Raw genomic sequence first — 12,877 nt, 5'->3', positions numbered from 1 at the left:
ATTCACGCTACCAATATTCCTTATTGATTGTGCAAGGTTGTTTTGTGTAAAATGTCCTATAAAATCACCGATTGAACCAATACGTCATCTTTAAGGTCAACGACCAAACCTTTCCTTCCAGAGGCGACAATTGTTCATTGCTGTTGAATACCAGAAACAGGTCGGATGCCGGGGTATATCGCCACTGAAACCGTGAATTGAGGCTAAAGTTTCGGCTCTGCTCGTTGTACTGGAACAGGTTGGACCAAAATAATTTGTTCGTAAAGGTGATATAGGCCTCCGTGCCCACGAGCCAAAAATCGGTGGTGTACCAAGGACTGGGCAGATCCAGGTTGTTATAGCTCAACGTGGCCCCCAAACTCACATAGGGTTGAAAACGGTACCCGAACTGTGCATTCAAGTTGGTTCGGTACCCACTCGAAAAATAACGTCCCAAACGACTTGCAAAAGAATAGGTAAAAAGACTTTTGGGTTTTGAACTGTATTCCATGTATACACCGTTCCAATGGTGACGTGTTCCGGTGGCCAATTCTTCTTGATCCGTGTTGGTGGGGTCGAAGGGAGCCAAAAGTTCCACATATTCGTTAAATAGGTTGAGGTTAAAGGAACTTCGGTTCAAAAAATTGACCTGGTACCCCAAAATGGACAAATAATCTGTGGTGTGCATGCTGGGGTCGAAATAATACTGCCCGGAAAAAGTAGGACCATGGCTGACCACTGTTTCGCTGGCTGGCAAGAAAAGATATCCGGCCGAGCCATTGAAATTGATATAATTGGTCCGTGGTACATATCCCACTTCCGAAACAAAATTCTTTGAGATGTATTCCTGTTGTACACGCCAGTTCCATTGTCGGCTGCTGTAGGCCAAATGGGCCCCTTGTGCAAAACCGTTTTCGGTAGATTCTGGCCCTAACGATTTGAGCATGAACAGTTTACCGGTGTACTTATTGTCACTGGATGCCAGATTGTATTCCAACCCGAGGTTTCTGTTGAACTTGGTGTAGGTGGTCTTTAAACTATCGGCCAAGGCCTCATAATCCATGGATTCTTTATTGACAAACATCAGGCCGATGTTGGAACGTGAAAACACCTTTTGCTGTAAAGACAATACCGCAAAGTTTTGGCTGGGCAATCCGGTTTCGTCCACTTTTTCCGTCTGCATGTCCATAAGACCTAACCGAAGGTTCCGGTTGAGGTTACCACTGACCCGTGCCCCCGCAATAATGGGGACCCCCAAACCAATACGGCGTGAAAAGAACGGACGTATGGTCTCGTACCCAAAACTGGAGAACAGATCCGCATTTTCAAGGAAAAACTGCCGTCTTTCCGGGAAAAAGAGTTCAAAGCGGGTCAAATTGGCCACTTGGCGGTCCACATCCACCTGCGAAAAATCGGGGTTGATGGTCAGGTCCAGGTTCAAGGAGGAGGAAAGTCCCAGCTTCACATCACCGCCCACCTTAAAGTCGTTGTCATACGTAATACCATCAATACTCGAATCACCAACCGTTCCCAAAACATAGGGAATGAGGGAATAGTTGAGCCCCTGGTCTGGGGGAGGATTGTCCCAAACCAGATTGCCTGTAAACGCCAAAGACGCCGTTGGAAATTGCCTAGGAATGGGTGTCCAGCTCGACTTTTCGTTGGTACTGATATCCAATCGGGAAAAGTTGATGCCCCATTCCTTCACTCCTTTTTCATAACGGATGGATTTAAAGGGAATGGCCATTTCCACCACCCATTTGTCTTCGTAATGCTCCACTTCCGAAACCCATTTGCTGTCCCAGTTCAGGTCCACACTGCCCCCGTTAGACATGGTGCCGTCCCATTGTGCGCCATAGGCGTTGGCCCCAAAACTGAATCCCGTGGTCTGGTTGTTGAAAGGGTCCATGAACAACAGAAAATTATCGTTGCCCCCAAAATTGAAATCCCTTCGTAGCGACTCCACCACATAGGTGTTCCCAGGGGTTTTGAAAAAAGTGGCCAGGAGGTATAGGTGCTTATCGTCATAGGCCATTTTCACTTCCGAAGGTTGGGTGGCCTTACGATCATCCATGGGGAGCACCATAAAAAAGTCGTTGGCGGGCTCTGCCTTTTGCCAGGTGGCCTCATCTCCCTTACCGTCTATGGTAAAGGTTTCCTCGGTTTTTTGGATATGAATGTTATAGGCTGCGTTTTTCTTTTGGGCAAAGGAGTAGACACCAAAAAGCAGCAGGGCCAATAGGAGTACAGGGGATTTCAAGTATGGGTCGGTCATTTTTAGTTTGTGCGCTAAAAATAAGAAATTACTCGGTTTTATGATGATAAATCAAGAAGAGTATAATTTTTTTAGGGTTGGATTGAGGGATTGGTAAAAATCGATATGCAAAGAAAATGAGCTAATTTATGTTCGGTAGTATTTCTCGGTTTGGTTATAATATCGCAGCAGATTTTCAGCAATTGAAGGTAGGACGTTATTCGCAATTAATTATATTGAGTTTTGCGAGTGATTTTTCCAAAATTAATGCTCCAACATCTCTTTTATGAGACCAAATGTTTTTTTACAGTACAATTCCATAAGTCGAATATATTGTGTAATTCCTGATTCAGTTTTCAAATCACCATTAAAAGTGGTTGATATGTAATTTGGAAAATTAGCATCCTTATCATTGTAGGCTGATTTCAGAAACAAGTTGATAATATTCAAAAATTTCAAATCATTGGCTACTCTTCGTTGTTCTTCAGTCCCATATACTTGAAAGTTTTTTGAAAACCACAGTGAGGTTAACTGAGACGTGTCTCCGATTTTTTTATTTTTCGTATCGATGAAAGACCGATAATCATCGAAAATCTCGTCTCCTTTTATAAATTGACTTCTAACGGTTTGTTTTAATGAGTCATATTCATTTGACTCATTAATTATGTTGTCAAGAGTCGAACAGTAACCGCACATAGCGATGGGAAAGAAAGTATCCCAAACCTTCATCATTTTTTCAGTCTGGAATATATGATAATCACTAAACATGTTAGAAAAGGGAGCAAAGCAATGAACTGACAGTAATTTTCTTTCTAAAACATAGTTCTCATATTTCCCAATTAAATTGTTATGCTGTTTTCTTTTCAAAAAGCTAAATATCCCCATTTTTTAAATATTTCTAAATCATCTTCCGCATTGAAAATATGATTCTTTGTCAAATTAATTAAATCGATCAACCAATAAATTTCGAGAAATTTATATCGTAAACAAAAACAAAAATCCCCAACACCTGCTGTGTGGGGAATCCTTTTTTTCAAACAAAACTCAGGTACTCAACTTTGCTTAGGCTCTTGGGTTTTCGGTTTTTGGCCGTATTGTTCCAAGAATTTCTTTTGCATGTCCATCATGCGTTTCTGGATTTCATCCAGATCCATAAAGTCCTTGCCAATGGGGCTTTCAAAGAAATCCTCCTTAAAGAAACGCTGGGTGAACAGGGAATCATCGGCAAAAAAGCTGTGAAAATCTTCCTCATTGAACGGGGAAAAGCTGCCCGAAAACCTTGAGGTGAAGGACTGCAACAAACTGTCCTTGTCCATGCGGTCCAATTTATCGGCATAATCTGAAGAGGACCAAGTGTAAATGGAATCGTACCGGATCAAGTTGCCGTCCTTGTCAAATTCCCGGTTTACCTTCCAGTCGCCCTTGGGCTGTTCCACGGTAACTTTGTCCTTGTTTTCCGTTGCTGAATCTGTTTTGTGTTCTTGGCCATGGCAGCTTACCATCAAGAGCATGGCGGGTACCAACATCAATGTACTTTTCATGTTGCTCAAATTTTAGGTTATACACCAGTTATTTTGGTGGCTTTCCTGTGTCAAGTGGCGCCAAGAAAACCACTTTAAATGTCAAACATGACACTGCAAAATAAATACCAAAGCGAGGGTTTTGTACACTAAATAGCGAACCTTAATATATTTTTAAGACCTAGGCAGGTCTAGTGTAAAATAATCGTTAAGATACTGGATGTCAGGATGTCATCATATGGTGACAACGTGTTTAGCGTTTCCCCATATCCTGGAACAAGGTCCATTGGTTGGGATCCAACACCACGGAATCAGGTTTTTCTTTGGTATTGATTTCAAAGCTTTGTGACCGTTCCTTCATCTCGATGGTTTCCAGAGTGGTCTGCCCATTTTTGACCAATCCGATTTCCAAAGGAAATTGAAACACATGGTGCTCCTGCATTTGCTCCAAATGGACGATAACCTTTCCTTTTTTATAGTCCCAGTTCCATTTTAATTGAGGGTGTCCTTTGGTGAACAACCATTGTTGGAAAAAAGCCTCTAGATCTTGGCCTGATACCTCTTCCATCACATGGCGCAAATCGTCGGTAAGGGCATTGCTGTTTTGGTAGGTGGCATAATACTTTTGAATGCCTTCCCAAAAGGTGTGGTTGCCCAACTTATGACGCAGCATGTTCAATACCCAACCTCCTTTTTGGTAGGTGTTGGTGCTCAGAACCTTCATGGGGTCTTTGATGGTTAGGTCTACGATCGGGGATGGATTTTTAAGGTAGTAGTCAAAGATTTCTTTTTTGTCAATGGCCAATTCCTCTTTTCTTCGCTCGTCGCCATACACACTTTCCAGATAAAGAATGCAGAAATAGGTGGCAAACCCTTCACTGAGCCATACGTGGTTCCAGCTTTTTTCGGTGGCCGAATTGCCGAACCATTGGTGGGCAATCTCATGGGCGATCAAGGGTTCCACAGTCTTGTTCCCGGTCACGGAATTTTCAAAATAGGCGATGGTACCTGCATTTTCGAGTCCGCCCCATTGGGTCTTGGCCTGCATATTGGCCAATTTGGCATACGAATAGGGGCCGATGTGATTGATGAAATACTCCAGAACGTCCTTCGCCACGGTATAATCACCAAAGCCTTCCAAACGGTTTTGCGGATATACCCATGCGGAAACCTCAATGTTGTCCACTTCACCAACCACCCTTGATGCAAATTCGGTCACCCCGATGGTCATCACCTTGGTGGCCACGGGGGCCAGTTCTTGGTAAATGGTGAGTTTGTACCCGTTCTCCAGATTGCTCTCTTCCTGTTTTTTGCCGGTTGCCACCACATCGTAATGGTCAGGGGCCGTAATACGGAATTCCACACTTGCTTTATCGTACGGATGGTCCACGGAGGGAAGCCAGTGCCGCGCTAAATTGGGCCAGTTGTCCCCAAAAAAGGAACGTTTTCCAAATTTGGTTGTGGAAATGACGAGACCCCGCTCAGGAATGCCGTGGTATTTTATGGTATAGGTCTGGGTGTTGCTTTCGGAAGTAGTGGGAACAATGTTGATTTTGTTATCCGCATAGGAATAATTGGCAGGTGTAGCGCCTTCCAAAACTTCGGTGACTTCCATGCCAAATTCCCCCGATTTTTGAATAAGGTCCAAAGCAAATGGAACAACTTCGGATTTAAAGGAAACCGTAATCTCGGCCTCACCCTTTATTTCGTTGTTTTCATCGTTCAGGTTCAGTCCGAAAACATAGTTTTGGACATCAACAGCTTCATTTTTGGGATATAGATCTTGGGCATTTCCTAAGAGAGAAACCAAGGCAAAAGCCAGCAGGGAGGTTAGAATTCTTTGTTGCATAACGAAACCACTAGAATTGATGGTTCAAGATACAATTTTGGGCAAGAGCTTTGGTAATTTTTTAAAGGGAACTAAAGGAGGGATTTTTGTAATATTGCTTATTCGTAAATTGTTTGAATAGTGGCAGATTGCATGGTAGTTTCTTGTCAAACCGCTACGCAGTTTGAGTGGGACACAAACCATTTATTTTGCACGTTCAATACCATTACTCATACAAAATGTTGGCAGTGGTTATTTAATGTCATTTTCAGGAATGTCATATTTATACAAATCAAATTTTTTTAATATATCAGATGTTGATAAATTTGAATTTCTTGCGAACAAGTAAATTCTTTCGTTTATTTCAAACTCTCTCATTCCTCCACCATGTCTATCTAATTGGTAATTTAAAAAGAATCCTTTATCTGTTTTTTCAACAATATATCCTCGTCCGTAGAACTTATTATGGGTATTTTTTCTGGCTTTTGGATTAGCAAGGTTTACAGGTTTTCCTATTCTTATAAGAACTTTGCAATTATCTAAATTATATTTTCGAAATAAATCAGTTAAATCGCAATTTGGCTCTTTCGCTGCATGAAATACTTCTTCAGAAATTGAAATCAATGCTCCCTCTTCACCTAGCACATCTCTTTCATATTCAAGAGCATATTTATCATTTTTTGTTTTAATGATTCTCCAGCCAATATGATTATACTCTTCTTTAGATGACATTTATAAATCTTAATCTGCGTTATATATCATGAACTTATCTGTGTTAATAACTCTTTTTAAATAATCCAAGTGTTTGTTTCTAGTATTATCTGATAGATTTATTAAATATTTTCTGCTGTATTGGGCTTTCTTTTGTTCTTTATTAGTTGGTAAAATAATCACAGACTCATCAACCACACTTCACAGAGAAAAGGAAAATCTATGGAGACAATTTCATAATTGATTTTCATAGATACTGAATCAAGCTCAGCACAGGAAAGTGAAGTTAGTATTTATGTGGTTAAAATCCAGCACAAATGGATGGATGCACCCTTTGAATTGATGTAGATTAAAAAGAAAATAGAGCCTTTACAAACTCAGCGCCTGTTCCATTTTTTCCTTTATCTGCTCCAAACACAGATTTCCTAAACTGCCTTCATGGGTATGCTCAATGTCCTTTTTGGGTTTAAAGTTGCCATTTTCAATGGCCTTGCCCATGGTCTTGTATGCATCCCGGAACGGCATGCCACTTTTTACGAGTTCGTTCAAGGTGTCCACACTGAAGAGGTAATCGTATTTGGGGTCGTCCAAAATTTTGGGGTTCACCTTGATTTCCTTTAAACTGAAGGTCATTAGTTCCAAACAGGCCTGCATGTCCTGCAAAGCAGGAACGATCACTTCCTTCACCAATTGAAGGTCACGGTGATAGCCACTAGGCAAATTGTTGGTGATCAAGGTGAGCTGGTTGGGTACCGCTTGAATTCGGTTACACTTGGCACGGATCAATTCAAACACATCTGGGTTTTTCTTGTGCGGCATAATGCTGCTGCCCGTGGTGAGTTCGTTCGGGAACGAAATAAAATCAAAGTTCTGGCTCATGTAAAGGCAAATGTCCATCGCCATTTTGGATAGGGTGGCAGCTACACTGGAAATTCCAAAAGCAGCAGCTTTTTCCACTTTTCCGCGACCCATTTGGGCGGCCACTACGTTGTACTTTAAGGTCTCAAAACCCATTTCCGTAGTAGTGAACGTTCTGTCTATAGGAAAGGAACTTCCATACCCGGCAGCACTTCCCAAGGGGTTTTGATCCGCGATTTTATGGGCGGCCTGTACAAAGTACAGATCATCGATCAAGCTCTCGGCATAGGCAGAAAACCAAAGTCCAAAAGAGGAGGGCATGGCAATCTGAAGGTGGGTGTAGCCTGGTAAAAGCACGTTCTGGTGTTTTTCAGCAAGCTTCATAAAAAGGTCGAACAGGGTTTTTACCTGCTCCCTGATTTCGGTAAGTTCTTCCTTCAGATACAATTGCATGGCCACCAAAACTTGGTCGTTTCGAGATCGTGCCGAATGGATTTTTTTACCTGTATCGCCCAATTTTTCGGTCAGGATGAATTCGATTTTGGAATGCATGTCCTCAAAATCGTTTTCAATGGTGAAATTACCCTTTTCGATATCCTTGCCGATGTCACCCAATGCTTTCACCAAATCCTTGGCTTCTTCTTGGGAGATCAACCCAACCTTGCCCAACATTTTGGCGTGAGCGGTGGATGCGATTACGTCATATTTAGCGAGTACCAGATCTAGTTCGCGGTCGTTGCCCACGGTAAAATGGTCTATTTTTTTATCGGTGCTAAAACCTTTGTCCCAGAGTTTCATAGTTCAATTATCAGTTTTCAATTAACAATAAACAATCTGTGGTTTGTCCAAATTTATTTTTCTTCTTCCTTTATGGAGTTCAGAGTGAATTTATCATAAGCTATTTTATCAAAGACCTTAGATTTCCCAGTTTTCAACCATCTTTTGTATATGAGATTTCCATTCAAATAAACATAGAGCTGATCATCTTTTATCTCTTTTAAAAATGCCATTGAACCAATGTTAATTGCTAATTATTTATTGTATTTTTTATTGTAAAAATCCTGAAAGGATTTTAATATACAGGTCGATGCCTTCCTCAATTTCATGCACAAAAATGAATTCGTTAGCGGAATGGGAACGCGTACTGTCACCTGGTCCCAGTTTTACCGATTGACAACTCAATGCCGCCTGATCGGACAAGGTAGGGGAGCCATAGGTTTTTCTTCCCAAAGCTAGACCACTTTTTACCAAAGCATGGTTCGGATCAATACAGGATGAATTCAAGCGTAACGAGCGAGGAGTCATTTTGCAGGGTGCCTCTCTTTGCAGCCTATCCGAAATTTCCTGATTGGTATAACAGTCGTTCACCCGAACATCCACTACCAAATCCACTTGTGCTGGCACCACATTATGTTGTTTTCCGGCATTGATCTGGGTAACGGTCATTTTTACTTCACCCAAAGCCTCGGAAATCTTTTCAAACTTGTATTCCTTGAACCATTGCAATACAGGTATGGTATTGTAAATGGAATTGTTGTCGTTCGGATGTGCAGCATGTGAAGGGGTACCTTCCACAACGGCATCAAAAACCACCAGCCCTTTTTCGGCAATGGCGAGATCCATCAAAGTGGGTTCGCCCACCACGGCCACATCAATTTTTGGAAGGATGGGCAACAGGCCGCGTAAGCTTTTATCGCCAGCATCCTCTTCTTCCGCAGTAGCCGCCATGATGATGTTGTGGCTCAACCCTTCCTTGTCGTAAAAATGGACAAAGGTGGCCAACAACGAAACCAAACATCCGCCCGCATCATTACTTCCCAAACCGTATAGCTTACCATCTTCAATATGCGGATTAAAAGGATCCTTGGTGTAGGCACTGTTCGGTTTTACGGTATCGTGATGCGAATTGAGCAATAGGGTAGGTTTGTTTTCATCAAAATATTTGTTGAAAGCGTAGATGTTGTGATATTGGCGTTGCGTTTTTACGCCAAATCCCTGCAAGAACGCTTCAATGGCATCCCCGGTTTTATCCTCTTCACCTGAAAAGGAGGGAATGGAAATGAGCTCTTTCAGCAGCGCAATGGCTTTTTGGGTCAATATGTCTTGGGATATCGTCATAAAGTCAGGGTCGTATATTCCACATTGCTCTGATCGAGCATTTCACTATTTCCCACACAAACTTTGGCCACATGGTTGCGCAAGGCATAGAAGCAATTGTGCAATTTAGGGAGCATACCATCGGCAATGATGCCATAGGCCAAAAGTTCATCATACGCTTTGGAGTCAATGTGTCTGATTACCGAATCTTCATCGTCCACGTCCTGCAAAACCCCTTTTTTCTCAAAACAGTAATACAGTGTGGTCTCAAATTGGTCGGACATGGCAATGGCTAATTCGGCGGCAATGGTATCAGCATTCGTGTTGAGCAACTGGCCTCTTCCATCATGGGTCAAGGCGCAGAAAATGGGCGTAAATCCAGCTTGTAGCAGTTTAAAAATCGCATAGGTGTTCACGGTATCCACATCACCTACGAGTCCAAAATCCACTTTTTTGATGGGTCTTTTATGTGCCCTGATAGCATTGGCATCGGCACCGCTCATGCCTATGGCATCGGTTCCCAAGGCTTGTAGTTTGGCTACGATGTTTTTACTCACCAATCCACCATAAACCATTACGGCAATATCAAGGGTTTCAGGATCTGTAATCCTTCTTCCATTGACCATTTGGCTCTCAATGCCCAATTTGTTGCCCAGTTCGGTTGCTTTTTTACCACCGCCGTGCACCAAGATTTTGTTTCCATCCATTTTGGAAAACAGGCCCAGGACATGTTCAAACCCTTTTTGGTCTTCTATGAGGTTGCCCCCTATTTTTATTACGGATAGTTTTTGTTTCATTTTATGTGTTTATTATGCCCCCATCGATGGTTATCGTGGTCCCGGTAATCCAGGAACTTTCCTCTGATACCATAAAAAGGGCCAGCTTGGCTATATCTTCTGGAGTACCCAATCTTTTCAATAAAGTTGCTTTTTCTGCCCTGACCACCGCCGTTTCCGAATTCTCAAAGGCCTTTGCCGATTCCCACAGCAGTGGAGTATCAACCGGTCCCGGACAAATGGCATTCACCCTAATCTTTGGGGCGTATTCCACGGCCAATTGTTTCATCAATGCAACGGCACCGGCTTTTGATGCACAATATGCGGGATGATTTGGAAAACTCTTGAATGCCGCTATGGAAGCGTTAATCAAAATGTGTCCCCCAGACCCTTCTTTCAAGAAGGGCAATCCATACTTACAAAGATAAAATATGGAACTCAAATTCGTGTCGAGGGTCTTATGCCATGTGTCTATTTCCAACGCTTCAACATTACCCAAACCAAGAATCCCCGCATTCAAAGAAAGGACGTCCAACTGACCAAAGGTATCCATGGCCAATTGCACTAATTGTTTGTTATAGGAAGGATCTGTAACATCGCCAGCCAAAAAAACGGAATTGCCCAATTGCTTTTCCAGATTTTGGCCCCGCTCCATGTTTTGACCGGATAACACAAGTTTGGCACCTTCCGAAGAAAATGTTTCGGCAATGGCTTTACCCATTCCGCTTGTGGCACCCGTTACAATACAGACCTTATCCTTTAACTTCATTTGTTTTGCTCCAAAATCTTTTTCAATACAATCTGGGCAGAAAAAATCCGGTTTTTGGCCTGCTCGGCCACCAAGGATTGTGTTCCGTCCAACACGGCATCTTCCACCACTACGTTTCTACGCACGGGTAAACAATGCATGAATTTGGCCTTTCCCAATTTTTCCTCCGTCATGGTCCAGTTCAAATCCTTGTTCACCACTTTGCCATAATCGGCATAGTTGCTCCAGTTTTTCACATAGACAAAATCCGCATTTTCAAGGGCCTTTTGTTGGTCATGTTCAATATGGCAGCCTTCCGTGATTTCCGGATTCAATTCATATCCCTTTGGATGGGTGATGACAAAATCGGCATCTTGCAGTTTCATCATCTGCACAAAGGAATTTGCCACTGCATGGGGCAATGCCTTTGGATGTGGAGCCCAGGACAAAACCACTTTTGGCCTTTCCTTGGTTTTGTTTTCCGCTAGGGTAATGGCATCTGCCAAAGCCTGAAGAGGATGCCCAACGGAACTTTCCATATTCACCACTGGAATGGAAGCATATTTGGCAAACCCATTGATTACTTCCTCCGCTTCGTCCTTTGTTTTGTCCACCAAACCTGCAAATGCCCTGATGGCCACGATGTCACAATATTGTGAAACCACTTGAGCCGCTTCTTTGATATGTTCCGATGTGCCTTGGTCCATAATGGTACCATCTCCATATTCCAAGGCCCAGCCCTCGTTGCCAAAATTCATGACCATCACCTCCATACCGAGGTTCATGGCCGCTTTTTGACTGCTCAAGCGAGTGCGTAGGCTGTTATTGAAAAATAATAGGCACAAGGTTTTGCGTTTGCCCATACCTTCAAATTGATAGGGGTCTTTTTTTAGGTTGATTGCTTCCTCCACCCAATCGGGGAGGGAGTCGATATCGTTTACGGATAAATAGTGCTTCATTTCAATGCTTTTTTGAGCGCGTCAAAGAATAGATCGATGTGTGCCTTGGTGATGTTCAATGCCGGTAAAAATCGCAGCAACTTTTTGTTGTTGGCGCTACCCGTGAACATATGGTAGTCATAGATCAGTTTTTTGCGCAGTTCGGCTACCTCAAAATCAAATTCGAGCCCAATCATCAACCCCCTGCCTTTCACTTTGATGATTTCGGGGACCTCGGCGGCCTTTTCCCTGAAATAGACTCCCAATTCCGAAGCATTTTCTATTAGGTTTTCGGATTCCAATACTTCCAAAACGGCCAAACTTGCGGCACAGGCCAAATGGTTGCCACCAAAGGTGGTGCCTAAAAGTCCATAAGAAGGTTTAAAGGATTCGTGGATCAACACCCCGCCCACAGGGAAACCGTTGCCCATACCTTTGGCTATGGAAATAATATCGGGCTGTACACTTCGACTCCGCTCAGTGTCCAAATGATGTTGAAACCCGAAGAATTTTCCGCTTCGGCCATAACCGCTTTGTACTTCATCGGCAATCAAGACTACATTGTTTTCCTTGCATTTTTCGGCAATGAATTGGTAAAATGCAGTGGTCGGTTCATCCAAGCCACCCACTCCTTGAATGGCCTCCAAAATCACAGCACAATAGGAATCAGAAGTAATGGCTTTTTCAAAGGCCTCAAAATCGTTCAAAGGCAAGAAAGTAACCTCTTGCTGTAAATTGATGGGCGCGTTGATTTTTGGGTTGTCCGTAGCCGCGACCGCAGCGGAAGTACGTCCGTGAAAACTATTCTTGAATGCGATCACCTTGGCCTTTCCGGTGTGGAAGGACGCCATTTTCAAGGCATTTTCATTCGCTTCGGCCCCTGAATTACACATGAAAAGGTCATAATTCTCACAGCCGGACAGTTTGCCCAATTTTACTGCCAATGCTTCTTGCACAGGATTTTGTACGGAATTGCTGTAAAATGCAATTTTCTCCAATTGATTTTCTATACGCTTTACGTAATGTGGGTGCGTATGTCCGATGGAAATCACAGCATGTCCACCGTAAAAATCTAGGTATTTTTGTCCTTTGTCATCCCAAACTTCAATGCCCTTGGCGGAAACAGGGGTTACATCATAAAGTGGGTATACGTCGAATAATTTCATGG

12 protein-coding genes are annotated in these 12,877 nt (G+C 42.8%); all 12 read right to left on the bottom strand.

The window, feature by feature from the left end:
• Positions 1 to 64: 64 nt before the first annotated feature.
• Positions 65 to 2,254, bottom strand: coding sequence for a DUF5916 domain-containing protein (locus D2U88_RS09640; protein ID WP_119640244.1), 2,190 nt, complete (start codon positions 2,252 to 2,254; stop codon positions 65 to 67).
• Between the two features lie 243 nt (positions 2,255 to 2,497).
• Positions 2,498 to 3,118, bottom strand: a complete 621-nt coding sequence (locus D2U88_RS09635) for a hypothetical protein (protein ID WP_119640242.1) — start codon at positions 3,116 to 3,118, stop codon at positions 2,498 to 2,500.
• A gap of 167 nt (positions 3,119 to 3,285) precedes the next feature.
• Positions 3,286 to 3,774, bottom strand: a complete 489-nt coding sequence (locus D2U88_RS09630; protein ID WP_119640240.1) for a hypothetical protein — start codon at positions 3,772 to 3,774, stop codon at positions 3,286 to 3,288.
• A 232-nt stretch (positions 3,775 to 4,006) separates the two neighbouring features.
• The gene (locus D2U88_RS09625) at positions 4,007 to 5,602 is read right to left on the bottom strand and encodes a M1 family metallopeptidase (RefSeq protein ID WP_119640238.1); all 1,596 of its coding nucleotides are present in this window, start codon (positions 5,600 to 5,602) and stop codon (positions 4,007 to 4,009) included.
• A gap of 231 nt (positions 5,603 to 5,833) precedes the next feature.
• Positions 5,834 to 6,313, bottom strand: a complete 480-nt coding sequence (locus tag D2U88_RS09620; protein ID WP_119640236.1) for a hypothetical protein — start codon at positions 6,311 to 6,313, stop codon at positions 5,834 to 5,836.
• A 348-nt stretch (positions 6,314 to 6,661) separates the two neighbouring features.
• A complete protein-coding gene (gene argH / locus D2U88_RS09615; protein WP_119640234.1) occupies positions 6,662 to 7,948 on the bottom strand; it encodes an argininosuccinate lyase in 1,287 nt (428 codons plus the stop codon).
• A gap of 53 nt (positions 7,949 to 8,001) precedes the next feature.
• Positions 8,002 to 8,160, bottom strand: coding sequence for a hypothetical protein (locus D2U88_RS19525; protein WP_182859166.1), 159 nt, complete (start codon positions 8,158 to 8,160; stop codon positions 8,002 to 8,004).
• A gap of 37 nt (positions 8,161 to 8,197) precedes the next feature.
• Positions 8,198 to 9,268, bottom strand: coding sequence for a M20 family metallo-hydrolase (locus D2U88_RS09610; protein ID WP_119640231.1), 1,071 nt, complete (start codon positions 9,266 to 9,268; stop codon positions 8,198 to 8,200).
• On the bottom strand, positions 9,265 to 10,044 hold the full coding sequence (gene argB, locus D2U88_RS09605; RefSeq protein WP_119640229.1) for an acetylglutamate kinase: 780 nt from the start codon (positions 10,042 to 10,044) through the stop codon (positions 9,265 to 9,267). The genes D2U88_RS09610 and argB overlap by 4 nt, the downstream gene beginning before the upstream one ends.
• Position 10,045: 1 nt before the next feature.
• Positions 10,046 to 10,792 carry an SDR family NAD(P)-dependent oxidoreductase gene (locus D2U88_RS09600; protein ID WP_119640227.1) on the bottom strand — a complete coding sequence of 249 codons (747 nt, stop codon included), beginning with the start codon at positions 10,790 to 10,792 and terminating at the stop codon, positions 10,046 to 10,048.
• A complete protein-coding gene (locus tag D2U88_RS09595) occupies positions 10,789 to 11,730 on the bottom strand; it encodes a Rossmann-fold NAD(P)-binding domain-containing protein (RefSeq protein ID WP_119640225.1) in 942 nt (313 codons plus the stop codon). The genes D2U88_RS09600 and D2U88_RS09595 overlap by 4 nt, the downstream gene beginning before the upstream one ends.
• A complete protein-coding gene (locus D2U88_RS09590; RefSeq protein ID WP_119640224.1) occupies positions 11,727 to 12,875 on the bottom strand; it encodes an aspartate aminotransferase family protein in 1,149 nt (382 codons plus the stop codon). The genes D2U88_RS09595 and D2U88_RS09590 overlap by 4 nt, the downstream gene beginning before the upstream one ends.
• Positions 12,876 to 12,877 lie beyond the last annotated feature (2 nt).

The organism is Flagellimonas aequoris (assembly GCF_003584165.1).
Lineage (GTDB): Bacteria > Bacteroidota > Bacteroidia > Flavobacteriales > Flavobacteriaceae > Flagellimonas > Flagellimonas aequoris.
This window is presented reverse-complemented; position numbering and strand designations above follow the sequence as displayed.